This window comes from Rhizobium redzepovicii (assembly GCF_019793435.1).
Classification (GTDB): domain Bacteria; phylum Pseudomonadota; class Alphaproteobacteria; order Rhizobiales; family Rhizobiaceae; genus Rhizobium; species Rhizobium redzepovicii.
Window position 1 is genome coordinate 86132 of sequence record NZ_JAILYH010000012.1, and the last position, 24664, is coordinate 110795.

Genomic DNA, 24664 nt, shown 5'->3' on the forward strand with positions numbered 1-24664 from the left:
GCCTTCAGGAATTCGATAAGATTTTAGCGGCCGGCCTTTTTCGGCAGCAGCAGCTCGTCGAGAATGACGCAGCCAGCCCCGATGGTGATGAAACTGTCGGCGAGATTGAACACCGCGAAAGACCAGCTGTCGGTGTAAAACAGGATGTAATCGATCACGTGGCCATAGGCGAAGCGGTCGACGAGATTGCCGATCGCGCCGGCGATGATCAGCGCGTAACCGAGATGGGCAAGCCAGCGGTCCTTCGCCGTGCGGTACCACAGCCAGATGACGAAGGCGACGATGACGAGGCGCATGCCGACGATGAACCAGCCATCCATGCCCTCCAGCATCGAAAAGGCAACGCCGAGATTGTAGGTGCGGTAGAGCGCCAGCATCGGAATAACCGGCACGGCCTCCTGCAGCGGCAGGTAATGATCGACAGCGATCTTGACGATCTGGTCGAGGAGAACGGCGACGATGATGAAGAAGAGGATCGGCGCCGGGCGCGAAAACAGCGCGGGGCGGGCAGGCGTCTGTTCGGTCATTTGCCCTCGGCAAGTGAGAGGAGATGGCGGCGCGCCTCGAAAAGCATGACAGCGGTGGCGACGGCGAGATTCAGGGAATCGGCGCGGCCCTGCTGCGGAATGCGGGCAAGCGCGTCGGCTTGCCCGGCCAGTTGGTCCGGCAGGCCGGATTGCTCGTTGCCCATCAGCAGCACGACGGGCTTTTTCCGGTAGTCGATGGTGCGGTAGTCGACCGCGCCGGCAAGATGCGTCGCGACCACGGAAACGCCGCCCGATTTCCGCCAGGCGATGAACTCTTCCAGTGTTGCCCGCGCCACCGGAACGGCAAAGACCGAGCCCATGGTGGCCCGCACCGTTTCGAGCGAAAAGGGATCGGTCGTCTCTCCGATCAGAATGATGCCGGAAGCGCCGGCCGCATCGGCTGTGCGGATAATGGTGCCGAGATTGCCGGGGTCGCGCACCCGGTCGAGCGCCACCCAGGTCTCGCCATCCCTCGGCCGAATGTCCCGAAGCGGCATCCAGCGCTGCTCGAAGATGCCGACGACCATCTGCGGATTGTCGCGCCGGGTGATCGAGGCGATCACCTTTTCGCTGACTTCGAGCACCAGCCCACCCGAGGCGACGGTCTTTGCCGCCATCTGCTCGACCAGCGGCTTGCCCTTGGCGGCCTTGGCATAGACCAGCGTCCGGATTGTCCAGCCGAGTTCGATCGCATCGATGACGAGCTTCAGTCCTTCGGCCAGGAAAGTCCCGCTTTCCTCCCGCGACTTCTTGTTCGTCAGCGCCTTGATGTCCTTGATGATCGGATTGGCAAGCGAGGTGACTTCCTTCACCTGTCCGACCCTGCGCGGTCCCTGATCGTGGAAGTCCTTGCTCATTTCGGCACCCAGCGGGAAAAGAGGGAGGTGGAAAGCGCGCGGCCCGGCGTCTTGCCGTCGAGGCCGGCTTCGCGGATGACCAACTCGCCGGATTCGACCACGCCGCCGGCGCCCCGCATCGTCTCGCGCATCAGCTCGTGGATCGAATAGAAGCTGGCGCGGATCGAATAGGCGGTCAGCACCAGGCCGACGGCCTTCGGCGACAGGATCTCGCGGCAGACATCGAGCATCAACGGCAGATGCTCGAAAAGATGCCAGACTTCGCCGTTCGGGCCGCGGCCGAATTTCGGCGGATCGGTGAGGATGATGTCGTACTGGCTGCCGCGGCGTTCCTCGCGCAGGATGAATTTCATCGCGTCTTCGCAGATCCAGCGGATCGGCAGCTTCTCCATGCGCCCGAGCGCCTGGTTTTCCCGCGCCCAGCCGATCGCCTTCTTCGAGGCGTCGACATGGGTGACTTCGGCGCCGGCTGCGGCGGCAACCAGCGAGGCGACGCCGGTATAGCCGAAAAGGTTCAGCACTTTCAGCGGCCGGCCGGCCTTTTCGACCTGCTCCTTCATCCAGCTCCAGTGCACGATCTGCTCGGGGAAGACGCCGACATGACGGAAAGAGGTGAAACGGCCGAGGAAATCGACGCCGAGCAGGTTGAGCGGCCAGGTCTCTCCCAGCGCCTCCTTCGGGAAGCGCCAGCGGCCGCTGCCTTCCTCGTCGGTATCGCCGGTGAAGACGGCATCGACCTTTTCCCAGACATGCGAGGGCAGCGACGGCCGCCACAGCGCTTGCGCCTCGGGACGGATGATACGGTAGGGGCCGTATTGCTCAAGCTTTTCGCCGTTGCCGCTGTCGATCAGGTGGAAGTCGCCGGCCCCGAGCGATTCGAGGATCACGGGCACGCGCTCAGCCGGGCGCTCGCCGCTGCGCGTCATCAGCGGCCGTTCGGGCGCGGCAGGCACGGCAGCCTCGCGCACCGTCTCGCGGGCAGCCGCAGGCCGCGCGACCGGCTTCGGCGGCCGGCCGACCCGGTCGTCCCTGCGGCTTTCCCCGGAAGGACCTGATGTCTTCTTCTGGCCCGGCCGGCGTTCTCTTTGTTTCAACGTGCTCTTCCGCGTGTCTGTCGGGATATGGTGAGAGCGTCTGCATCTTCTGCAGCGCCCTTTGAATTATGCAGTAGCCCAGAAAAGCGTGCCGGATCAACTGCGCGCCGGCGCGGCATTTATTTCAAGCCTCCGATGACCGCCGGCGAAGCCAGCTTTCCGCCGCATAAAGGGCTGCGACATGCATCGACTGCATGATGACCGCGCCGGACTGCAGGTCGCCGAGGAGGGCGGCAAGATCCTCAAACAACAGCTCGACCTTCTCGCCCGGGTCGAAACGCGGTTCACCGGCTCGGCTGAGGTCGAGTGCCAGCCAGCTCGTCACCGCGTTGCTGTGGCTTGCTGCATTCGGGTAGGAGGTGAGCAGCTTGACGAAGGTCGAGGCTTCATAGCCGGTCTCCTCCCGTAGTTCGCGCCGGGCTGCCGCCATCGCCGCATCGCCGGTCTCGCTGTCGCCGCGCTCGACACCGCCGGCGACGAGCCCGTGGATGATCTCGCCGCGTCCATGCCGGTATTCCCGCGTCAGCAGCACGCGGCCGTCGGGCATGACAGGCACGACGTTGATCCAGTCGGGATAGTCGAGCACATGGAAGGGCGCGACGACGGTCCCATCGGCGGTGACGCAGTCGTCGCTTCGCAGCCGGATCCAGCGATCCTCATAGGTGATGCGGCTTGCCGCCACGCTCCACGGCCTCAATTCGTCACTCATCGCCAATTCCTTGCCCCGGAACGAGCGGGATAACATTCCTCTCCGCCTGGCAAAAGCCTTTCCCGCTGGGATAAAGTGAGCGAATCGGAGATGGGGTTATCGAATGGATTTCACCGGCGAAGAACGCATCGCCGCGCCGCGGGATGTCGTCTGGGCAGCGCTCAACGATCCCGAGATCATGCGCGGCTGCATTCCAGGCTGCCAGGCCATCGAGCGGCTGTCGCCGGATACCTTTGAGGCGACGATCAAGGTCAAGTTCAGCCTGCTGTCGGCTACCTTTCATGGGCTGCTGACACTGTCCAATGTCGATGCGCCGAACAGCTACACGCTGTCGGCCGAAGGCAAGGGTGGTCTTGCCGGCTTTGCCAAAGGAGCCGCCGATATCGTGCTCGAAGAAAGCGGTGCCGAGACCATCCTGCATTTTCGGGCAAAAGCCGAGCTCGGCGGCAGGCTTGCCCAGTTCGGCGCACGTCTGCTCGATGCGACCTCACAGAGGCTCGCCGAAGGGTTCTTTTCGGATTTCAATGCCGCCGTCGTCGCGAAGATGGCGGCTGGCTGATCCGGGCCCGACGCCACGCGCTTTGGGCTTGGCGTGGGTTGGGCCATGGGCTACATCCACGTCATGACGTGGACAATCAGGCCGCCGCGGGCGGAAGACCAGGAAATGCTCGCGGAGATTTATCTTTCCGTGCGCCGCGAAACATTCGTCTGGGTCGATCCCGGCAAATTCCACCGCGAAGACTTCGCCGCCCATACGAATGGCGAGACGGTCTTCGTCTGTGAGCATGAAAACGGCGGAGTAGCCGGCTTCCTGTCGCTCTGGCCGGCCGATGATTTCATCCACATGCTCTATATCAGCCCGGACTTCCAGGGCTTTGGCGCCGGTACGGCGCTGCTGCAGGCGCTGCCGGAATGGCCAGGCCACCGCTACCGGCTGAAGTGCCTGGTGAAGAACCGGCGGGCGAAGGCTTTCTACCTCGCCCACGGTTTCCGTGTGACCGGCAACGGCACGTCGCCGGAGGGCGACTATCAGGAACTGAGCTTTTTTCCGGTTTGACCGCTGCCGAAGCATCGCCGAAACCGAGCCGGTTTATCGTGCCGGAAGCTGCCCGGCGATTTCCTCGGCGCGGCTCTTGTGGCGGTCGGCCTCGCCCTGCCAGCGGATGGCTTCCTTGGCCTCGATGCGGGCGCGCTTGCGGTGTTTACCTTGGCTGAACCAGGTGGCGGCCGAGCCGATCAGCATGCCTGCGATCAAGGCAACGACCAGGAAGACGAAGAAGGGCGCAGAAACCGCAAGCACCTGATCTTCCGGCCGGAACGGATTGAAGGCGAGCGTGACGCTTTGCCGGTTGGCGACGCAGAAGACGATGAGGATGACGCCGAGCGGCAGCAGAATCAACAGGTTGACGATCTTCTTGGCCATTGGAGTTCTCCATGCGTCGGATGGCGCCGCCCTTTCTGAGCGGCGCGTTATAACTACGCATCGGCCCCGAAAATCGATTCCGATTTTCGGGGCCGATGCGTTAGCAGAATAGGAAAACGGTCTTCGAGATCAAGTGCGGATTCGCCGCAGGCGGCGTGCGGCGCTCAATCCTCTTCGTCGGCCTGGCCGGGATTGAGCCGCTCGCGCAGCTCCTTGCCGGTCTTGAAGAAGGGAACCCACTTCTCCTCGACGAAGACGGTATCGCCGGTGCGCGGGTTGCGGCCGGAGCGGGACGGGCGGTTCTTGACCGAAAACGCGCCAAAGCCGCGCAATTCGACTCGGTTGCCCGCAGCCAGTGCATCCGTGATCTCGTCGAGAACCGCGTTGACGATATTCTCGACGTCGCGATGATAGAGATGCGGGTTGCGTGCTGCAACAATCTGCACCAATTCGGACTTGATCACGTTCGCCCCCTTAAATTATTGATTTCTTATCAATCGCGGCCAACCTGCCAAACTGAAAGCAGCCCGTCAAGAAGCAACTTTGGGGGCAGGATTCCATTGATATCCTGGCCTTTCAAGAGATCATCATAACCGAAGATCGTAATCAACCGCGAAACAGCCCCAGCGAGCAGAAAGGGCGTGTTGCTCTTCTTGTCCCAGTCGACCATCGGCAGGTCGGCGTCGACGCCGCGCGATTTGAGATAGGCCCGGATTTCCGGCTCGCCGCCGATCGTATCGACGAGTTTCACCTTGAGCGCCTGGCGGCCGGTATAGATCGTGCCGTCGGCGAGCTTCAGCACCTCGTCGCGCGGCAGCTTGCGCCGGTCGGCGACCAGATCGACGAACCAGTTATAGCTGTCGACCACCATGTTGCGGATCATTGCCTTGGCCTCCTCGCTCGCTTCGTGGAACGGCGAGGGTTCGGCCTTCAGCGGCGAAGATTTGATCTCCTGCAGCGAGACGCCGATCTTATCGAGCAGCGGCTGGATCTGCGGATACTGGAAGATGACGCCGATCGAGCCGGTGATCGAGCTGTCGCCGGCAATGATCGTGTCGCCGGCGGTGGCGATCATATAGCCGGCGGAGGCGGCAAGCGTGCGCACATCGGAGACGACGGGTTTCTTGGCTGCGATCGCACGGATCGCCTTGAAGATCTTTTCGCCGCCATAGGTCGTGCCGCCGGGCGAGGAGATCGAAATCACTGCGGCCTTCACCTGATCGCTGGTCTCGACTTTCTTCAGCCGCTCCAGAAGCTCGTCGTCGTCGACGATCAGTCCCGAGATCGTCACGTGGGCGATATGCGGGCGCTCCGTCCCGCCATTGCCGAAGGCGAAGCTGTAGAAGGCCAGACCAAGTGCCACGATGAGGGCGACCGCGACGATACGCCAGAAGCCGAGCTTGCGGCGCAGCCGCCGGCGATCGGCGATGATCGAACTGTCCATGAGAAACCTCCAGCGCTGGCCCGGCTTCGGCATGCCGCCGATCGATCCGGTGAAATAGGTGGCAGCGGCGCGTACGAATGCCACTTTTTGATGTTTTTCCGTTTTGTTGCTTGTTGCAGAAAAAATTCCATATTGGCAAGCCAATGTAATAATGCGAAACGAACTGTGATTGGCGGCCGGCTTTGTTACGAGGCGCGGCAATCACCGCACATGGAACGAGACCTATGCTCGATACCCTGAAGAACAACGGAAATGCCGCCTATGCGGGCTCCGGCCGTAGCGCCTATGGCGATGCGTTGTTCCATTCCGCCCGCGTGCGGCGGCTGAAGATTTTGCTGCCGGTGGCAGCCCTCATCGTCGCGGCTGCCCTCCTGGCGGTGGCGTTGGTCAGCATCTATCTGCCTGAGAACGTCAAGTTCGAAGGCGCCAAGATCGAAAACGGCAAGGTCGTGATGGAAAAGCCGGCGATCGCGGGCCGCAATTCCGACGGCATCAATTATTCGATGCTCGCCGAACGGGCGTTGCAGGATATCCGCAATCCCGATCTCATCACGCTGGAGACCATCAAGGCCGCCGTGCCGATGAATGACGGCCTGATCGCCCGCGTCGTCGCCTCGACCGCCGACTACAACCGCGCCACCGACAACCTGCATATGACCGCTCCGTTCACCCTGGTGCTGAGCAGCGGCCTCAACGCGAATTTCCAGTCCGCCCGCCTCGATATCAAGGGCGGGAACATGCGCAGCGACGACCCCGTCACCATCACCAAGGACAATGCCTCCATTGTTGCGAAGACGCTCCAGATAACCGATAAGGGGCGGGTGATCACATTCGAGGGGAATGTTCGCATGAATGTCGATCCATCCACCATCCATAAACAGGGCACTTAACCAGCCGGGTCATCCATGACAAAAGATTGTCGCATTTCCACTTGCAAGACTGGCTTGGCGTTCATTGCCGGCGCATTTGCCCTTGTTCTGACGGCCGCGGGCGCGGGAGCGCAGCAGGCGGCCACGATGTCGGGCATGAAGCTTTCCAACGACCAGCCGATCCAGATCGAAAGCGACAAGCTGGAAATCCACGATCAGGAACACACGGCTTTGTTCACCGGCAAGGTCAAGGTCGTCCAGGGGACGACGACGATGCAGTCCGGCAAGATGACCGTCTATTACAAGGACAAGGCGGCAAAGCCGGCCGCCGACGGGACGCAACCCGCCGCCCAGCCGCAGCAGTCGGCCTCGCTGGCATCGGGCAGTGCCGATATCGACAAGATCCTGGTGACCGACAAGGTCCTGCTGACATCGGGCACGCAGACGGCGACCGCCGATGACGGCAAGTTCGATATGGCCTCGCAGACATTCATCCTCACGGCGGATCAGGGCAACAAGGTTATTCTGTCGGATGGACCGAACGTCTTCACCGGCTGCAAACTGACCGTTCACATGCAAACCGGTCAGGCGGAGCTTGAAAGCTGCGGCGGGCGTGTCCAAATTCAGCTCGATCCAAAATCGCAGCCGAATGCGCAGCAGAAGCAGAACTGAGAAGCCGGCCTCCCACGTGAAATTATCATCGCTATCCACCATGTTCGGCCAGCCCGGGCCACAAGCTGCGGGCGCCGCCGACAAAAGCCGTTATCAGGGAACGCTGATCGCACGCGGTCTGACGAAGACCTATGCGACGCGGCGCGTCGTCAATGGCGTCTCGCTGGTGGTGCGCCGTGGCGAGGCCGTCGGCCTGCTCGGCCCGAACGGCGCCGGCAAGACCACCTGTTTTTACATGATCACCGGCCTCGTGCCGGTGGATGAAGGCACGATCGAGATCGACGGCAACGACGTCACGACCATGCCGATGTACCGCCGCTCCCGTCTCGGCGTCGGTTACCTGCCGCAGGAAGCCTCGATCTTTCGCGGCCTGACGGTGGAAGAAAATATCCGCGCCGTGCTTGAAGTGCACGTCAAGGACAAGGCCGAGCGCGAGCAGAAGCTGAACGAGTTGCTGGAAGAATTCCATATCCAGAAGCTGCGCAAGAGTGCTGCAGTTGCCCTCTCGGGCGGTGAGCGCCGCCGTCTCGAAATCGCCCGTGCGCTGGCGACCGACCCGACCTTCATGCTGCTCGACGAACCCTTCGCCGGCGTTGACCCGATCTCGGTCGCCGACATCCAGAATCTCGTCCACCACCTGACGGCGCGCGGCATCGGCGTTCTCATCACCGACCACAATGTGCGCGAGACGCTGGGTCTGATCGACCGGGCCTACATCATCCATGCCGGCGAAGTGCTGACCCATGGCCGGGCGAACGACATCGTCAACAATCCGGAAGTGCGCCGGCTTTATCTCGGCGACAATTTCAGCCTCTGAACGGTCGATGATGCTAAAGACGGGGACGCTGCCTCAGTCATCCTGAAACGGCGCAAACCTTTCGCCGGCACCTGTCCCACCGCAGAAATTAACCGCGCCGACATAGTTCCGCTTGACCAAATGAGATAAAAAAGCAATTTTTGGGCCAGTTGGATTTCCGTCGCCTGAAGTGTGATCGGACGCGGTTTCCCGGAGGAATCGAGGGAGTTTCGCGTCCGTCATGGCACTGTCCGCCAGTCTTTTCCTGCGCCAGAACCAATCGCTGGTGATGACACCGCAGCTGATGCAATCCATCCAGCTGCTGCAGATGACGCATGTCGAGCTCACCCAGTTCATCGCCCAGGAAGTGGAGAAGAACCCGCTGCTCGAATTTCCGTCGAATGACGGCGAGGCGGGCGCAGAACGCGGCGAATCCGAGGACGAGCCTTATGGTCATTCGCCGGAGGATGCGGGCTCGGACGATGGTTACGACAACCGCACCGACGCGCTTTCCAGCGACTGGTACGACAATGGCGGCAGCGCCAGCACCAGCCGGCTGAACGACGAGCTCGACGCCAACTACACCAATGTCTATCCCGATGACAGCGCGCCGCAGCGCCTCGATGCGCCGGAACTCGTCGGCCAGTGGAAATCGATGCCGGGCAGCGGCGGCGAGGGCACCGATTACGATCTCGACGATTTCGTCGCCGGCCAGGTGTCGCTGCGTGATCATCTCGCCCAGCAGATCCCCTTCGTCCTGCCCGACATGGCCGATCGGCTGATCGCGCAGAACTTCGTCGATCAGCTCGACGATGCCGGTTATCTGCAAGTCGATCTCGTCGAGACCGGCGAGCGGCTGGGCACGAGCCTGACTGCGGCCGAGCGTGTGCTTGCCGCACTTCAGACGCTCGATCCGCCGGGGGTTTTCGCCCGCAGCCTCTCCGAATGCCTGGCGATCCAGCTCAGGCAGAAGGACCGGTATGACCCCGCCATGCAGGCGCTTGTCGAAAACCTCGAACTGCTGGCACGGCGCGATTTTGCCACGCTGAAGCGGCTCTGCGGCGTCGACGAGGAAGACCTTCTCGATATGCTCGGCGAAATCCGGCAGCTTAATCCCAAGCCTGGCAGCGGTTTCGAGACCGGCGTTTCCGAAGCGATCATGCCCGATGTGGTCGTCAGGCCCTCCCTGGAGGGCGGTTGGCTGGTCGAGCTCAATCCGGATACGCTGCCGCGCGTGCTCGTCAACCAGTCCTATTTTTCCCGTGTGACCAGGAATGGCGATGATCACGCCTTCCTGTCCGAATGCCTGCAAAGCGCCAACTGGCTGACGCGCAGCCTTGACCAGCGGGCAAAAACCATCATGAAAGTGGCAAGCGAGATCGTCCGCCAGCAGGATGCCTTCCTGCTGAACGGTGTCGACCACCTGCGCCCGCTGAACCTGAAGACGGTCGCCGAGGCGATCAAGATGCACGAATCCACCGTCAGCCGCGTCACCTCGAACAAATACATGCTGACGCCGCGCGGCCTCTTCGAGCTCAAATATTTCTTCACCGTCTCGATCAGCGCCGTTGCCGGCGGCGACAGCCATTCGGCCGAGGCGGTGCGTCACAAGATCCGCGCGCTGATCATGCAGGAGAGCCCCGACGCGGTGCTCTCCGACGACGATATCGTCGACATGCTGAAGAAAGGCGGTGTCGATCTCGCCCGCCGCACGGTTGCCAAGTACCGCGAGGCTATGAACATTGCCTCCTCGGTCCAGCGCCGGCGCGAAAAACGGGCGCTCGCCAAGGTCGCCGGCTTCTGACGCCGCAATGCTTCGGTCTTGATCGAAGCATCCAGCTCCAAATCCCCGTTATTTCTCTGACGTCTTGAACGAATTGGGAAAGCCGACCATGACGCCGCAAAATCCGAAGCTTGCCAGGGAGCTTCTCCTGCTGCTGGCGCTGGCAGCCCTCTGGGGGTCGTCCTACACTTTCATCAAGATCGGCGTCGAGACGATCCCCCCGGTGACTTTGATCGCCGTCCGCACGCTGATTGCCGGCGGCATTCTGCTCGCCGTCCTCCGCTACCGGCGAATCCGTCTGCCCACTGACGGTGGGACGTGGCGGCGGTTTTTTGTCCAGGCCTGTCTGAACAGCGTCATTCCCTTCACGCTGATTGCCTGGGCGGAACAATCCGTCGATGCCGGGCTGGCGGTGATCCTCAATTCGGCAACGCCGATCTTCACCTTCCTGCTGACCGTGCTGATAGTCCGCCACGAGCAGGTGACGGCGCGAAAGCTTTTCGGCGTCATATCAGGAGTTGCCGGCATCTGCCTGGTCATCGGCGTAGAGGTGCTCGGCGGTCTCGGCGAAAGCCTGATGGCGCAGCTCGCCATCATCCTGGCGACAGCCTGCTATGCCGGTGCGGCGATTTTCAGCAAGAACTTCAAGGGGCTCGATCCCGCCGTGCCGGCGGCCGGCTCGTTGATCTCGGGCGCGGTCATTCTCCTGCCGGTCAGCCTCGTCGTCGACCGGCCGTGGACGCTCGATCCCTCGGCCGCATCGATTCTGGCGCTGCTGGCTCTGTCCGCCTTTTCGACGGCGCTTGCCTTTGCGATCTATTTCCGTCTCGTCCAAACGTTGGGCTCGGTCGGCACGACGTCGCAAGCCTATCTCAGAGTGCCGATCGGTGTTGCGATCGGCATCCTTTTCCTCGGTGAAAGGCTGAGTCCGACGGCCTGGATTGGACTCGTTTGCGTCATCTTCGGTGTCGCAGCCATGACGATCCCGGCGCGGGTTATGGCAACCACAGCGAGAATCCACTAAAGGTCATTGGTAAGTGGCCGGTGAAATATGCTGTAATTACCGTGTTTTCGATGCGTGCGTCGCGTGTATTAGTGATGCCGATTTTTCGCCCTATTGACTTTTCAACAGCGGCTGGCTAGAAGCCCGCCGCAATCGATGCCGCAAACGGCGTCTGGAGTTATCCCCAGCATCAGAAGGGCACCAAGGACCAGCAGGCTGACGCCGATCTTGCTTGAGATTGCGCGAAGTGCTTGGATGAACCTGAGGCTTGGCGTAAACTGATACCCGCAAACGACGATAAGAAGGGAAACTCCATGAGTGTGCGTGTGTCCGGTAAACATATGGAAATTGGTGACTCGTTCCGTCAAAAGATCGAGGACCAAATTGGTATGGCCATCACGAAATACTTCGACGGGGGATATTCGGGTCAGGTGACCGTGGAAAAGGCGAGTTCTCGTTACTCGGCAGACTGCAAGCTTCATCTCGACAGTGGGGTGGTGCTGCATGCGGCCGGCGAGGCGACGGACCCGCTGCTGGCTTTCGACGCCGCTTCGGAGCGCATCGAAAAGCGCCTGCGCCGCTACAAGCGCAAGCTGAAGGACCATCATGCCGGAAACCATCTGAACGGTTTTGCAGAAGTCTCCTACACGGTCATGGATTCCGTTCCTGACCACGAAGATGAGATCCCCGACGATTTCGCGCCGGCCATCGTCGCCGAAAGCACGAAGCAGCTGAAGACCATGTCGGTCGCCACCGCCGTGATGGCGCTCGACATGACCGACGAGCCGCTTCTCCTGTTCCGCAGCCCCGGCAAGGAACACTTGAACATCGTTTACCGTCGGCACGACGGAAATATTGGCTGGATCGATTCCGCCAATATCAAAGGCTGAGATCAGGCGGTGAGCGGCGGTATCGCCGCCGCTCGTTGCATTTGATCCCGGCGACAGAAGGAAAAAGAAATGGCATTGGCAGATTTGCTCCATCAGGATGCGATCATTCCCGCCCTCAGAGTAAATTCCAAGAAACAGTTGCTTCAGGAATTGGCCGCAAGAGCCGCCAGGATCACCGGGCTCTCCGAACGGGAGATCTTCGACGTCATCCTGCAGCGCGAACGCCTTGGCTCGACCGGCGTCGGCAACGGCATCGCCATTCCCCACGGCAAGCTGGTCAACATCCATTCGATCGTCGGCATCTTCGCCCGGCTGGAGCAGCCGGTCGATTTCGAAGCCCTGGACGACCAGCCTGTCGACCTCGTCTTCCTGCTGCTGGCGCCGGAAGGTGCCGGTGCCGATCATCTGAAGGCCCTGTCGCGGATCGCCCGCGTGCTGCGCGATCACGATCTGGTCGCCAAGCTGCGCGCCACGGATTCCGCTTCGGCAATCTACGCTTTCCTCAATGAGGAACAGACGTCGAACGCTGCCTGAGCGTCATTTATGTCTGAAATGCGAAAGGCGCCGGCTCATCCCGGCGCCTTTTGCATGATAATGCATGGCGCCGGGAAGTGTGCAGCGGTTCCCGGATAACGACATGCATAAAAACAAAGAGCCAAAGCGCGTCGCATGAATCAAGTTAGCCGTGACGCGCTTTAGGGAACTGATGCTCAGAACTCTTCCCAGCTATCCTGCGCCACGGCAGCCGAGCCTCGCGATGGAGCTGCCACGCGGCGGACCGCGGGGGTGGCACGAGGCGAAGCGGCCGGGGCAGCCGGCGCCCGCATCTGCTGGGCAACCGAGGTCAGTGCTGCGGCATTGCCTGAGCCTGCGACGCTGAAACGGGTAGCAAGCGCCTTCAGCGTCTGTGCCTCGTCGTTGAGGGCGACGCTGGCGGCGGTGGCTTCCTCCACCATCGCCGCGTTCTGCTGCGTCACCTGGTCCATCTGGTTCATGGCCTGGTTGATTTCCTTCAGGCCGACGGCCTGTTCGCTGGCCGATGCCGAGATCTGGCGGATGAGATCATTGATGCTCATCACCTGTTCGGCGATCTTGTGCAGCGTGCCGCCGGCCCGCCCGACCAGATCGACACCTTCCTTGACCTGGACGGCCGAGGTGTTGATCAGCGTCTTGATTTCCTTGGCGGCATTGGCCGAACGCTGCGCAAGTTCGCGCACCTCCTGGGCGACGACGGCAAAGCCCTTGCCGGCTTCCCCGGCACGCGCCGCCTCGACACCGGCGTTCAGCGCCAGCAGGTTGGTCTGGAAGGCGATCTCGTCGATGACGCCGATGATCCTCGAAACTTCCGTCGATGACTGCTCGATCCCTTGCATCGAGGCGATCGCCTTCTGCACCACTTCGCCGGACTTTTCGGCGTCCTGGCAGGCGAGGTTGACGTTGTCTGCGGCCGTGCGGGCGTTGTCGGCGCTGGAATCGACCTGTGCGGTGAGTTCGTTGAGTGCGGCCGCCGTCTCCTCAAGGCTTGCCGCCTGCTGTTCGGTGCGCTTGGCGAGGTCGGAAGCGCTGTTGCTGATTTCGCCGGTGCCCAAGCCGATATTGGCGACGCTGAGGTTCATCGTGTTGATGGTCTCTTCGAGGCTCGCAAGGGCGGCGTTGAAGTCCTGTTTCAGCTTGCCATATTCGCCGGGGAAATCGTCGATAATGCGGTGACTGAGATTGCCCTGCGACAGCGCCGAAAGGCCATCGCCGACGATCGAGACGATATGGCGCTGAAGCGATACCGATTGCTGGCGTTCCGATTCCGAACGGCCGCGCTCGGTCTCCGCCGCCTGCCGCTCTCTGGCGGCCTCGTCTTCGAGGCGACGGCTGTCGGCGAGCGTGAAGCGGAAGCCTTCGAGCGCCTTGGCGACCGAACCGATTTCGTCGGTACGGTCCTGGGCGGCGACCGGTTCGTCATACTTGCCGTCGCCCAGCGCTCCGACGCTGGCAACCAGCCCGCCGAGCGGTCGCTGCACCAGCGAGCGAACGGCGAAATAGAGCGCCAGCATCACTGCGCCGAGCACGATCAGGCCGTTCACGATCATCATGGTGGTCTGATCCTGCACCGGTGCGTTGATCGCCGTATGCGGGACATCGACGAGCACGACCCAGGTGGCGTTGACGCCGGGAACCGCGAACGGATAGACGACGCGGTCGAAAGGATCGAGGCCGTCATAGGCGAGGTTTCTGACGAGGCCCGGCTGTTTGCTTGACAGCGCCGATTTGACGGTGTCGGCGCCTTCGCCGTCATACTGCTTGGTCATCAGGTCGGGGATCGGCGCGACGATCCAGTTGCCGGTCTGCGACAGCAGCGTGACGCGGCCGGAGCCGAACGGATGCAGCGCCTGCAGCTTATCGGTCAGCGATTTCAGCGAGATGTCGACGCCGCCGACGCCGATCATCTTGCCACCCGACATCACGGGATAGGCGATCGAGGTCAACAGCGTCGGAACGTCGGTACCTTCGGCCATATAGGGCGTGGTGATCGCGCCCTTGCCGCTGTCGGCGGCGAGCTTCCACCATTCGGCGGTATAATCATTATCGAAAGTCGAATATTGGATGCCGCCATCCTTGGTTTTCGACCAGTAAGGCGTGAAGGCGCCGTTCTTGTTCGTGCCTTCGTCTTTGTCGTTGGCGATCTCGGTGGTCTTGCCGTCGAGCGCGCCGAGCTGCTCGCAAAACCAGCTGCCGAAGGCGAAGGCGTTCTGCTCGAGATTGGCCTTCAGCACGTTGATCATGCCCTTGCGATCGAGCGCCTTGCCTTCATGGCCGCGGCCGATGACGCCGGACATGGTGCGCGCGGCGCTGGCGAGTTCGCCGACATTGGCGGCGATTTCATTTGCGATCGATTTCGCCTCGAGGTTCGCCTGATCCATCGTCAGCGTCTGGACGCGGTCCCGGGTCTGGCCGATGAGGAAAAAGTTCGAAACGACAAGGACAAGCGCGATGGCGATGCCGGTGATGACGATGAGCTTCGCGGCAAGCGATTTCATGCGGAATATGGACATGGGAATCCTCGGGCAAGGATGCGCCGAACGGGCATTTTCCGGCGCAGGAGCAAAGGCATCGCCCCGTCATGGAGCCGCCGCCTGCAGCGCCGTGCATCTGTTAAAGACGCGCAAAGGACGCCGCAGCATTTTGAATTATGCAATGGACGGCCGGATCAAAGGCATGCGTCACCGGCGACCAGGAGCAACATCGCTGGGGATCTGTTAAATTTGAATGAAATTTGGGCCGTGCGCCGCGGTAAAAAGGCAGGAATTCCCCTTAAAATTAAGGGCCCTGCCGGCGGCTTCGCAAAGAGACGCAGCTTATATCCTGGCTGCGACGTCCTCACCCCAAGGGATCGAAGGCTGCGCCCCGGATTTGAGGCAGGCGAGTGAACCGGCAACGGCCGCACGGCGCAGCGCCGAGGCAAAATCCAGGCCCTCGTCGAGGCTCGCCGCGAAATAACCGCAGAAAGTGTCGCCGGCGCCGACCGTATCGACGGGTTCGATCTTCAGACCCTGCGCCCTTAAGATCGCTCCGTCGCGAATGGCGATGACACCGTCGCCGCCAAGCGTCACGATCAGCGTCTGGCCGGTTTCGGCGTGCAGGCGCATCAGGGCTGCCTCGCGCGCCGGTGCGTCCATGCCGTCCTGTCCGGCTAGCCGCTCGAACTCGGTCTCATTGGCAATGACGATATCGGCAAGCCGGCCGAGGCGCGGCGCATCGGAAATCAAGGGCGCAAGGTTGAGGATACTGGTGACGCCCTTGGCGCGGGCGGCCGACAGGGCGCGTTCGACGGCATCAGCCGGCACTTCGAACTGCAGCATCAAGATATCGCCTTCCTTCATGCCGCCGATCGCCGTCTCGGCATCGTCAGCGGTGACCACGCCGTTGGCACCGGGAACGACGGCAATCATGTTTTCACCGTCGCCGCCGACAAGGATCAGCGCCGTGCCGGTGGGACCGTCGACATGCTTGACCAGAGAAAGATCGGTTCCCGCATCATCGAGCAGGGCAAGGGCATCGGCGGCGAAGCTATCCTTGCCGACAGCGCCTGCCATATGCACGTAGCGGCCGGAGCGCCGCGCAGCCAGTGCCTGGTTGGCGCCCTTGCCGCCGGCGGCGGTGGCAAAACCGTTGCCGGCCACCGTCTCGCCGGGCTTCGGCAGACGCTCGGTGGTGGCGATGAGATCCATGTTGATGGACCCGAAAACTGTAATCATCAGGGGTGTCCCGTCCTTTGGCGCATGCGGGCGAGACACTGCCCGAAGCGGTCACTCCTCGTCAACCACCCTGAGCTTGAGAAGCCCGGTGCGGCTTTCCACCGATTTGGCTGCGGGTTCGGTGTCGCGGCCCGGTTTGCTGTCGCCGCCGGCCTCGAATTCCAGCGCTTCGATCTTGGCGCCTCGCTTGGTCAGTTTGTCGGCCGAGGTGACGACCATGTCGATATCCTTCTGCGCCATGGCGAAATGGCCCTGCAGCTTGCGCACCCGCTCGTCGAGGCGGCCGAGGTCGTCCATTAGGATCGCCACTTCGCCTTGGATCAGATGTGCCTGCGCCCGCATGCGCTGATCCTTGAGCACGGCCTGGATGACCTGGATCGACAGCATCAGCAGCGATGGCGAGACGATGACGATGCGCGCGCGGTGCGCTTTCTGCACCACCGGCTCGAAGTTTTCGTGGATCTCGGCGAAGATCGATTCCGACGGCACGAAGAGAAAGGCCGTATCCTGGGTTTCCCCCTGGATCAGATATTTCTCGGAAATGTCCCTGATATGGATCTCCATGTCGCGGCGGAACTGCTGGCCGGCGATCTTGCCCGCCTCCGGGCTGCCGGCGTCGCGGATCGCGTTCCAGGCCTCGAGCGGAAATTTCGCATCGATCACCAGCGGCGGCGCACCGTTCGGCATGCGGATCGTGCAGTCGGGCCGCGAGCCGTTGGAGAGCGTTTGCTGGAAGGCATAGGCGCCCATCGGCAGGCCGTCGGCGACAATGGTTTCCATTCGCGACTGGCCGAAGGCGCCGCGCGTCTGCTTGTTGGAAAGAATGGCCTGCAGCCCGACGACATCCTTGGCGAGCGTCTGAATATTGTTCTGCGCCGCATCGATCACCGCCAGCCGCTCCTGCAGCCGCTGCAAATTCTCATGCGTCGATTTGGTCTGCTCGGTGATCGTCGAGTTGACGCGCTGCGACATGCCGTCGAGGCGTTGGCTGATCGCCTGGTTCAGCTCGCTCTGCCGCGCGCCGAACACCTCGGTCATCACAGCGATCCGGCCCTGCATCTCCGCCTGGATCTTCAAAAGCTCGGCCATGCGCGCCTCGCTTTCAGCGGCACGAAAGCTTGCCTCCTCCGCCTGCTCGCGGCGAAGGCTTGCGCCGCGCAGCAGCAGCACGATCACCAGCAGGATAAGAGCCAGCAGAACCCCGCCGGCAAGCGCCAGCATGGCCGGGCTGATCGAGGCAAGCGACAAACTGAACGAATCGGAACTAGCGGTCATGCCGTAACCATAACAGAAGAGGTGGCAATATATAGATCAAAACGTGAACGGACATAGCGCCCCCAATGTCCTCGCAGGCCGAGGCGCTTGCTGGCCAAAAGGGTCGTTCCGGTACCGCTGCCGGCCAGCGGCCCGCGGCGAATATGGCGAAATTCCGGGCGGGGATGCAAAAAAGCGTCTTCCCTGCCTGCCGGATAATTCCATAGTCGGAAAAGATGGGTTATGGGAACGCCATGACCATCAAGCCACTCATCATTCTTCCCGATCCTATTCTCCGCCAGGCCTCGAAGCCGATCGAGCGGGTCGATGCCGACCTGCAGCGTCTTGCTGACGATATGCTGGAAACCATGTACGACGCGCCGGGCATCGGCCTTGCGGCGATCCAGATCGGCGTGCCGCGCCGCGTGCTCGTCATCGACGTGTCGCGCGAAGGCGAGGAAAAGCAGCCGCAGGTCTTCATCAACCCGGAGATCGTCAAATCTTCCGACGAACGCTCGGTCTATGAAGAAGGCTGCCTGTCTATCCCGGATTATTATGCCGAGGTCGAACGCCCCGCCGTCGTCTCGGTCAAATATCTCGACCGGAACGGCAAGGAACAGACGGTGGAAGCCGATGGCCTGCTCGCCACCTGCCTGCAGCACGAGATCGACCATCTGAACGGCGTGCTGTTCATCGATTATATCTCGCGGCTGAAGCGGGAGATGGTGATCAAGAAATTCACCAAGGCGGCGAAGTCGAAGGCGCTCTGAGCGTCGCGTTGAAATTTCGCCGGCGAGGCGCTATGATATCACTGATATCATAATGGAGGTGCCGATGGGTGACCTGCTTATTCGCGATGTTCCGGATGCAATGAAGCGGCAGCTTCAGGAAAGCGCGCAGCGCAATGGCCGCAGCCTTTCGGAAGAGGCGATCGAAATCATCCGCCGGCAGATTGCTGTCGGGCGTTCGGGGGCTTCCGCCGGACAGCGCTTTCGCTCGCTGATGAGCGATGAAAGATTGAGCGATGAGGAGGTGGAAACCATCGCCGCATCGCGCCACGAACCCGACCGCGAACCGCCGCGCTTCGACACATGATCGTCCTCGATACGAATGTGATTTCCGAAATGCAGGGGAGAACCCACAGCGAGCGGATATTGAACTGGCTTGATGGCTATGACGTCGAGACGCTTTTCCTGACGACGATTGCCGTCGCCGAAATGCGCTATGGTCTTGAACTTCTTGATGACGGCAGGCGGAAGGCAACGTTGATATCCGACTTTAATAAGATCGAGTCGGAATTTTCAGGCCGTATCCTCGGTTTTTCCCTGAGCGCGGCCAATCGCTACGGCCTCTTGGCGGCACAGCGCAAGAGGGCGGGGCGGCCGATGGAGACCAAGGATGCGATGATCGCCGCCATCTGCCTTGCAAACGGCGCCACGCTCGCCACCCGCAACACCAGAGATTTCGAGGGGCTTGATCTCAAGCTCGTAAACCCGTTTGAAGACGGCTGATCCTCAATTGGCGAGATAGAATGTCTCTTAGCATCATTTTCATGGGAACACCGGAGTTCTCCGTTCCGACCCTGCGCCTGCTGGTCGATGCCGGACACAGGATCATCGCCGTCTATACGCAGCCGCCCCGGCCGGGCGGGCGACGCGGGCTCGATCTGCAGAAATCGCCGGTGCATCAGGCGGCCGAACTGCTCGGCCTGCCGGTTTTCACGCCGGTCAATTTCAAAGATCCCGAGGAGCGCGAGAGGTTCGCCGCTCTCAAGGCCGATGTCGCCGTCGTCGTCGCCTATGGATTGCTGCTGCCGGAGGCGGTTTTGAACGGCACCCGCGACGGCTGCTACAACGGCCACGCCTCGCTGCTGCCGCGCTGGCGGGGTGCGGCGCCCATCCAGCGGGCGATCATGGCGGGTGACGCAGAAACCGGCATGATGGTGATGAAGATGGACAAGGGGCTCGATACCGGCGCCGTGGCGCTCACCCGCACAGTCGAGATCGGCCCGAACATGACGGCAGGCGAACTGCACGACCGGTTGATGCAGGTCGGCGCCAAGGCGATGGCGGAAGCCATGGTGAAGCTGGAGATGAACGACCTGCCGCTGACGCCGCAGCCGGAAGATGGTGTGCTCTATGCCGCCAAGATCGACAAGGCCGAAACCCGCATCGATTTTGCCAGGGATGCCCTAGATGTGCACAATCATATCCGCGGTCTGGCGCCATTTCCCGGCGCCTGGTTCGAGCTCGAGATCGGTGGCAAGCCTGAGCGCGTGAAGGTGCTCGGCTCGGAGCTGGCTGAAGGCGAGGGGCCTGCCGGGCAATTGCTGAGCGACGACCTCGCGGTCGCCTGCGCCTCGGGTGCTGTGCGGCTGACCAGGCTGCAGAAGGCAGGCGGCAAGCCGCTGGCCGCGGCCGATTTCCTCAGGGGTACGCCGCTTGCCGTCGGCACGAGGCTTTCCTGATGCCGCGCTTCCGCATGACCGTCGAATATGACGGCGGCCCCTATGTCGGCTGGCAGCGGCAGGAGAACGGCCCCTCGGTGCAGGGCGCGATCGAAGCCGCAGTGCTGTCGCTGACCGGCGAGACCGTCTCGATCCGCGGCGCCGGCCGCACCGATTCGGGCGTCCACGCCATGGGCCAGGTGATCCATGTCGATCTGTCGAAGGCATGGTCGCCGTACCAGCTGCAGAATGCCTTGAACGCGCATCTGAGGCTTGCCGGCGAGCGTGTTTCCATTCTCGATGTCGAGGCGGTTGCGGAATTCTTCGATGCCCGTTTCTCGGCGTTGCGCCGCCATTATCTCTACCGGATCGTCAGCCGACGGGCGCCGCTGGCGCTGGAAGCCGGCAAGGCCTGGTGGGTACCGAAGGCGCTCGACCACGAGGTCATGCACGCCGCCGCCCAGAGGCTGGTCGGCCGCCACGATTTCTCCACCTTCCGCGCCGCTCATTGCCAGGCAAACAGCCCGGTGCGCACGCTCGATCGGCTGGATGTGACGCGCAGCGGCGAGCTGATCGAGATCCGCGCCACGGCGCAGAGTTTTCTCCACAACCAGATCCGCTCCTTCGCCGGCACGCTGAAGCTCGCCGGCGAAGGCAAATGGACGCCTGACGATGTCGAGGCCGCCCTTGCGGCGCGCGACCGCAAGGCCTGCGGCCCGGTGGCGCCGCCCGACGGGCTCTATTTCCTGCAGGTGGATTATCCGGAGGTGATCGTCGACCGGCGCAGGCCGGTCAGCGAGACCGATGACGATCCATCGTAAGCTTGGTCAGACCGGATAGATGCCGAGGAAGTGCTGCAGATATTCCGAAAGGATCATCGACGGCACCAGCAGCACCAGCGTCATTGCCCCGACCATCAGCGGATGACCGTGGCAGATCATCCGCAGAATGCGCGCCAGCACGAAGACCTGAGCCAGCATGAAGGCAAGCAGCAGCAGCGAGACAAGGCCGACGGAGCCGGGAAGGAAGACAACCATCGCCAGCAGCAGCCCGTTGATATAGGAGAGCGGCACGCCGAGCCAGTTGACGCTGACGACGACAGGGGCGAAACGCTCGCCCATGCGGAAGGCAAGCAGCAGCAGCCCGGCAAAAACCAGCGGCACGAACCAGTTGGCGAGCTCGACGAAGCCGAGCCTGAGATAGAAGGCAAAGCCGACATCGGCTTCCGGCGGCATCGACCGCAGAAAGACCTGCCGCCACCAGAGCCAGGAAATGCCCATCGGCGGCAGGCACCAGGCGATCGCCCAGAACGAGCGGTTCACGCCGCGCTCGGACAAATCGAGGTAGCGGAAGCCGCGCGGATCCAGCCGGATCAGCAGCCAGAGGCCGGCCAAATAGTATTGGACTTCCCTAAGCCCCGGCATTGGCGAACCAGTGGGCAATGAAGGTCTCGTAGATCGCCGTCAGCATCTCCAGATCGGAAACGGCGACGCGCTCGTCGACCATGTGCATCGTCTGGCCGACGAGGCCGAACTCGACGACCGGGCAATAATCCTTGATGAAACGCGCATCCGAGGTGCCGCCGGTGGTCGAAAGCGCCGGCGAGCGGCCGGTGACACTTTCGACGGCTGAAGAGAGCGAGGCGATCAGGGCATTGTTGCGGGTGAGGAAGACATGGCTCGGCCGGTCGGCCCAGACGATATCGTATTTCACCGGTTCGCGGCCCGGCCGCAGCCGACCATCCCCGGCGGCGGCGTCGAGGCGCCGCAGGATTTCGGCGCGCAGCGTCTCGGCCGTCCAGCTGTCGTTGAAGCGGATGTTGAAGCTGGCCGAGGCCTTGGCCGGAATGACGTTGGTCGCCGGATTGCCGACATCGACCGTGGTCACCTCAAGGTTTGAGGGCTGAAAATCGTCGGTGCCGCCGTCGAAGGGCGGATCCATCAGCGCCTCCGTCAGCTGCAGCATGCCGCGCACCGGATTGTCGGCAAGATGCGGATAGGCGGCGTGGCCCTGGACGCCATGCACGGTGATCTTGCCCGACAGCGAGCCGCGCCGGCCGATCTTGATCATGTCGCCGAGCCTGTCCGGATTGGTGGGCTCGCCGACCAGGCAGGCATCCCAGCGTTCGCCGCGTTCGGCCGCCCACTGCAGGAGCTTGGTTGTGCCGTTGATCGCCGGGCCTTCTTCGTCGCCGGTGATCAGCAAGGAAATCGAGCCCTTGGGCGGCCCGCTCTTTTCGATATGGCGGGCGACGGCGGCGACGAAGCAGGCAATGCCGCCCTTCATGTCGACGGCGCCGCGACCGAAGAGTTCGCCCTTCGATATCTCGGCGGCGAAGGGCGGATGCGTCCAGGCGGCCTCGTCGCCGACCGGCACGACATCGGTATGGCCGGCAAACATCAGATGCGGGCCGTCCTTGCCAAGCCGGGCATAGAGGTTTTCAATATCGGCGGTTCCCGCTTCGCTCGCTTTCACCTTGTCGACAGTGAAGCCGCGCGGCGCAAGCATGGCGTCGAGCGCCGACAGCGCGCCGCCTTCGGCCGGTGTCACCGAGGGGCAGCGAATCAGCGTCTGAAGATTGGCGACGGGATCGGTAGCGGTCATGGCGTCGAACTATCCGGCGGGAATGGCAAAGACATGGCAAGGCGGCGGCCTCGCGCAAAAGACGCCGCCTGTTTACCGGATCAAAGTCCTGGTGTCATCAATCTCTGAGCAGCTCGTTGATGCCGGTCTTGGATCGGGTCTGTTCATCGACGCGCTTGACGATGACGGCGCAGTAGAGATGCGGCGCTGGCTTGCCGTTGCCCATGGTCGCACTGCCCGACGGCATCGAGCCGGCGACGACGACGGAATAGGGCGGCACTTCGCCGTAGCTCACTTCGCCGGTGGCGCGGTCGACGATCTTGGTCGACTTGCCGATAAAGACGCCCATGCCGAGCACCGAGCCTTCGCGGACGATACAGCCTTCGACCACTTCCGAACGGGCGCCGATGAAGCAATTGTCTTCGATGATCGTCGGGCCGGCCTGCATCGGCTCCAGCACGCCGCCGATGCCGACGCCGCCGGAGAGATGCACATGTTTGCCGATCTGCGCGCAGGAGCCGACCGTCGCCCAGGTATCGACCATCGTGCCTTCGCCGACATAGGCGCCGAGATTGACGAAGGAGGGCATCAGGATGGCGTTCGGGGCGATATAGGCCGAGCGGCGCACGACGCAGTTCGGCACGGCGCGGAAGCCGGCGGCGCGGAACTGGTTCTCGCCCCAGTTCTCGAATTTCGAGGGCACCTTGTCCCACCAGGTGGAATTGCCCGAGCCGCCCTTGACCACGTCCATGTCGTTGAGGCGGAAGGACAGGAGCACGGCCTTCTTCAGCCACTGATTGACCGTCCAGGCGCCGTCGGCGCCGCGCGTTGCGACACGAACCTTGCCGGCATCGAGCAGGTCGAGCGCTGCTTCGACCGCATCGCGAACCTCGCCCTTGGTCGACGTGTTCACATTGTCGCGATTGTCGAAGGCGGCTTCGATGGTCTTTTCGAGGGATGCGAGGTCGGTGGCGCTCATGAGAATTCCTTAAACTTCGATCTTTATCGTGGAGACGGCGGAGTCTCCGGAATGCGGTTGGCAGGGATTTAACCTGCTCTACAGCATGCAGCCGTAGAACGGAATGATTTTTCCAACAAGATCATACTTGGATTCAAGGCGTTATAGCGACATATCCGGCTTTGAAGCCGGCAAGACTGAAAGGCATTTCGACATGGCGAAGGGACGAAACGGCGGGTCGCGGCGCAAGGATGGCGTATGGGACCCGCTGAAGAGCAGCTCGACCGACAGGCAGCGCGCCGAGGCTGTGCCGAAGACGCCGCAGACGATGTCGCCCGCCTACCGCCTTGCCTATGTCGACGAAGATTTCCTCTGCCGTGAGGAGCTGCGGCCGATCCGCCTGCAGCTGGAGCTGCTGAAGACGGAGATGATGCTGACGGAGCGCGGCATCCGCTCGACCGTCGTCATGTTCGGCGGCGCCCGTATTCCCGCCCCCGGCCAGAGCGCTTGGGCGGCACGCAACGACATCCAGCGCGCCAATCTGGAGGCGGCCTCCGTCTATTATGACGAGGCGCGAAAATTCGCCCGGCTCTGCTCGAAATATTCGGCGACCCTCGGGTTCCAGGAATATGTCATCGTCACCGGCGGCGGTCCCGGCGTCATGGAGGCCGGCAATCGCGGCGCGGCCGACGAGGGCGCACCCTCGATCGGCCTCAACATCGTGCTGCCGCACGAACAGGCGCCGAACGCCTATGTGACGCCGGAACTCAGCTTCAACTTCCACTATTTCGCCATTCGCAAGATGCATTTCATGGTGCGCGCCAAGGCAATCGCCGTCTTTCCCGGCGGCTTCGGAACGCTCGACGAATTCTTCGAATGCCTGACGCTGATCCAGACCGGCCGCATGGAGCGGCTGCCGCTGATCCTCTTCGGCGAAGCCTTCTGGCGCCGCATCGTCAATTTCGATGCCCTGGCCGAATTCGGCACGATCGCGCCCGACGACGTCAAGCTGATCAGCTTCGTCGACACGGCCGAAGCCGCGTGGAAGATCATCCAGGATTTCTATGAGCATCGCGAATAGCGGCTCGGCATCCCGTTCGTAAGAC

The 24664-nt window shown here is 62.3% G+C and carries 28 protein-coding genes; 15 read left to right on the forward strand and 13 right to left on the reverse strand.

All coding sequences use genetic code 11. From position 1 onward, the window contains the following. Positions 1-23 precede the first annotated feature (23 nt). The 4 genes from lspA to K6N12_RS19920 form a co-directional block, all read right to left on the reverse strand. Positions 24-527, reverse strand: a complete 504-nt coding sequence (gene lspA / locus K6N12_RS19905) for a signal peptidase II (RefSeq protein WP_097624664.1) — start codon at positions 525-527, stop codon at positions 24-26. Continuing rightward, positions 524-1384 (reverse strand): TrmH family RNA methyltransferase, encoded by an 861-nt coding sequence (locus tag K6N12_RS19910; protein WP_097624665.1) that lies wholly within the window; start codon positions 1382-1384, stop codon positions 524-526. Before K6N12_RS19910 ends, lspA begins: the two co-directional genes overlap by 4 nt. Next, on the reverse strand, positions 1381-2478 hold the full coding sequence (locus tag K6N12_RS19915) for a class I SAM-dependent methyltransferase (RefSeq protein ID WP_097624666.1): 1098 nt from the start codon (positions 2476-2478) through the stop codon (positions 1381-1383). The genes K6N12_RS19910 and K6N12_RS19915 overlap by 4 nt, the downstream gene beginning before the upstream one ends. Before the next feature lie 124 nt (positions 2479-2602). Then, entirely contained in the window at positions 2603-3187 is a 585-nt protein-coding gene (locus K6N12_RS19920; RefSeq protein WP_097624848.1) for an NUDIX hydrolase, read from the reverse strand. A 103-nt stretch (positions 3188-3290) separates the two neighbouring features. Here K6N12_RS19920 and K6N12_RS19925 point away from each other — a divergent pair, with 103 nt between their 5' ends. Continuing rightward, positions 3291-3746 carry an SRPBCC family protein gene (locus K6N12_RS19925; RefSeq protein WP_097624667.1) on the forward strand — a complete coding sequence of 152 codons (456 nt, stop codon included), beginning with the start codon at positions 3291-3293 and terminating at the stop codon, positions 3744-3746. A 63-nt stretch (positions 3747-3809) separates the two neighbouring features. After that, positions 3810-4244 carry a GNAT family N-acetyltransferase gene (locus K6N12_RS19930; protein ID WP_097624849.1) on the forward strand — a complete coding sequence of 145 codons (435 nt, stop codon included), beginning with the start codon at positions 3810-3812 and terminating at the stop codon, positions 4242-4244. A gap of 33 nt (positions 4245-4277) precedes the next feature. Here K6N12_RS19930 and K6N12_RS19935 read toward each other — a convergent pair whose 3' ends face one another. The 3 genes from K6N12_RS19935 to sppA form a co-directional block, all read right to left on the reverse strand. Next, the gene (locus tag K6N12_RS19935; RefSeq protein ID WP_097624668.1) at positions 4278-4610 is read right to left on the reverse strand and encodes a LapA family protein; all 333 of its coding nucleotides are present in this window, start codon (positions 4608-4610) and stop codon (positions 4278-4280) included. Between the two features lie 164 nt (positions 4611-4774). Next, positions 4775-5074: an integration host factor subunit beta gene (locus tag K6N12_RS19940; protein ID WP_003544934.1), complete on the reverse strand. Its 300-nt coding sequence runs from the start codon at positions 5072-5074 to the stop codon at positions 4775-4777. 29 nt (positions 5075-5103) lie between these two features. Continuing rightward, entirely contained in the window at positions 5104-6054 is a 951-nt protein-coding gene (sppA, locus tag K6N12_RS19945; protein ID WP_097624850.1) for a signal peptide peptidase SppA, read from the reverse strand. Positions 6055-6278: 224 nt separating this feature from the next. Between sppA and lptC the strand changes: the two genes are divergently transcribed. The 7 genes from lptC (at position 6279) to ptsN (ending at position 12601) form a co-directional block, all read left to right on the forward strand. Beyond that, a complete protein-coding gene (lptC, locus tag K6N12_RS19950) occupies positions 6279-6944 on the forward strand; it encodes an LPS export ABC transporter periplasmic protein LptC (RefSeq protein ID WP_097624669.1) in 666 nt (221 codons plus the stop codon). 15 nt (positions 6945-6959) lie between these two features. Continuing rightward, a complete protein-coding gene (locus K6N12_RS19955; protein WP_097624670.1) occupies positions 6960-7595 on the forward strand; it encodes an LptA/OstA family protein in 636 nt (211 codons plus the stop codon). A gap of 40 nt (positions 7596-7635) precedes the next feature. After that, positions 7636-8412 (forward strand): LPS export ABC transporter ATP-binding protein, encoded by a 777-nt coding sequence (gene lptB, locus K6N12_RS19960; protein WP_003583867.1) that lies wholly within the window; start codon positions 7636-7638, stop codon positions 8410-8412. Between the two features lie 220 nt (positions 8413-8632). Beyond that, positions 8633-10195, forward strand: coding sequence for an RNA polymerase factor sigma-54 (gene rpoN, locus K6N12_RS19965; RefSeq protein ID WP_097624671.1), 1563 nt, complete (start codon positions 8633-8635; stop codon positions 10193-10195). Positions 10196-10283: 88 nt separating this feature from the next. Next, complete coding sequence (locus K6N12_RS19970; protein WP_097624672.1) at positions 10284-11198, forward strand: DMT family transporter; 915 nt, start codon at positions 10284-10286, stop codon at positions 11196-11198. Positions 11199-11491: 293 nt separating this feature from the next. Then, positions 11492-12067, forward strand: a complete 576-nt coding sequence (hpf, locus tag K6N12_RS19975) for a ribosome hibernation-promoting factor, HPF/YfiA family (RefSeq protein ID WP_003588952.1) — start codon at positions 11492-11494, stop codon at positions 12065-12067. A 69-nt stretch (positions 12068-12136) separates the two neighbouring features. After that, complete coding sequence (gene ptsN, locus K6N12_RS19980; protein WP_003570770.1) at positions 12137-12601, forward strand: PTS IIA-like nitrogen regulatory protein PtsN; 465 nt, start codon at positions 12137-12139, stop codon at positions 12599-12601. Between the two features lie 176 nt (positions 12602-12777). Here ptsN and K6N12_RS19985 read toward each other — a convergent pair whose 3' ends face one another. The 3 genes from K6N12_RS19985 to K6N12_RS19995 form a co-directional block, all read right to left on the reverse strand. Then, positions 12778-15114, reverse strand: a complete 2337-nt coding sequence (locus K6N12_RS19985; RefSeq protein ID WP_097624673.1) for a methyl-accepting chemotaxis protein — start codon at positions 15112-15114, stop codon at positions 12778-12780. A 303-nt stretch (positions 15115-15417) separates the two neighbouring features. Then, positions 15418-16317, reverse strand: a complete 900-nt coding sequence (locus tag K6N12_RS19990) for a ribokinase (RefSeq protein WP_097624674.1) — start codon at positions 16315-16317, stop codon at positions 15418-15420. Between the two features lie 51 nt (positions 16318-16368). Continuing rightward, a complete protein-coding gene (locus tag K6N12_RS19995; RefSeq protein WP_097624675.1) occupies positions 16369-17592 on the reverse strand; it encodes a DNA recombination protein RmuC in 1224 nt (407 codons plus the stop codon). A gap of 233 nt (positions 17593-17825) precedes the next feature. Between K6N12_RS19995 and def the strand changes: the two genes are divergently transcribed. From def to truA, 5 genes are all read left to right on the forward strand, one after another. Next, on the forward strand, positions 17826-18341 hold the full coding sequence (gene def, locus K6N12_RS20000; RefSeq protein WP_097624851.1) for a peptide deformylase: 516 nt from the start codon (positions 17826-17828) through the stop codon (positions 18339-18341). A 64-nt stretch (positions 18342-18405) separates the two neighbouring features. Next, positions 18406-18666 carry a FitA-like ribbon-helix-helix domain-containing protein gene (locus tag K6N12_RS20005; RefSeq protein WP_097624676.1) on the forward strand — a complete coding sequence of 87 codons (261 nt, stop codon included), beginning with the start codon at positions 18406-18408 and terminating at the stop codon, positions 18664-18666. After that, positions 18663-19082 (forward strand): type II toxin-antitoxin system VapC family toxin, encoded by a 420-nt coding sequence (locus K6N12_RS20010; RefSeq protein ID WP_097624677.1) that lies wholly within the window; start codon positions 18663-18665, stop codon positions 19080-19082. The genes K6N12_RS20005 and K6N12_RS20010 overlap by 4 nt, the downstream gene beginning before the upstream one ends. A 20-nt stretch (positions 19083-19102) precedes the next feature. Beyond that, positions 19103-20038, forward strand: coding sequence for a methionyl-tRNA formyltransferase (gene fmt, locus K6N12_RS20015; protein WP_097624678.1), 936 nt, complete (start codon positions 19103-19105; stop codon positions 20036-20038). Continuing rightward, a complete protein-coding gene (truA, locus tag K6N12_RS20020) occupies positions 20038-20838 on the forward strand; it encodes a tRNA pseudouridine(38-40) synthase TruA (RefSeq protein ID WP_097624679.1) in 801 nt (266 codons plus the stop codon). Before fmt ends, truA begins: the two co-directional genes overlap by 1 nt. 6 nt (positions 20839-20844) lie before the next feature. On the opposite strand, the gene K6N12_RS20025 is transcribed toward truA, so the two are convergent. The 3 genes from K6N12_RS20025 to dapD form a co-directional block, all read right to left on the reverse strand. Then, the gene (locus K6N12_RS20025; RefSeq protein WP_003588938.1) at positions 20845-21441 is read right to left on the reverse strand and encodes a hypothetical protein; all 597 of its coding nucleotides are present in this window, start codon (positions 21439-21441) and stop codon (positions 20845-20847) included. Beyond that, a complete protein-coding gene (dapE, locus tag K6N12_RS20030; RefSeq protein ID WP_222148945.1) occupies positions 21428-22621 on the reverse strand; it encodes a succinyl-diaminopimelate desuccinylase in 1194 nt (397 codons plus the stop codon). Before dapE ends, K6N12_RS20025 begins: the two co-directional genes overlap by 14 nt. Before the next feature lie 97 nt (positions 22622-22718). Beyond that, the gene (dapD, locus tag K6N12_RS20035) at positions 22719-23579 is read right to left on the reverse strand and encodes a 2,3,4,5-tetrahydropyridine-2,6-dicarboxylate N-succinyltransferase (RefSeq protein ID WP_097624681.1); all 861 of its coding nucleotides are present in this window, start codon (positions 23577-23579) and stop codon (positions 22719-22721) included. A 193-nt stretch (positions 23580-23772) separates the two neighbouring features. On the opposite strand from dapD, the gene K6N12_RS20040 reads away from it, so the two are divergent. After that, the gene (locus K6N12_RS20040; protein ID WP_097624852.1) at positions 23773-24639 is read left to right on the forward strand and encodes an LOG family protein; all 867 of its coding nucleotides are present in this window, start codon (positions 23773-23775) and stop codon (positions 24637-24639) included. The last annotated feature ends 25 nt before the right edge of the window (positions 24640-24664 follow it).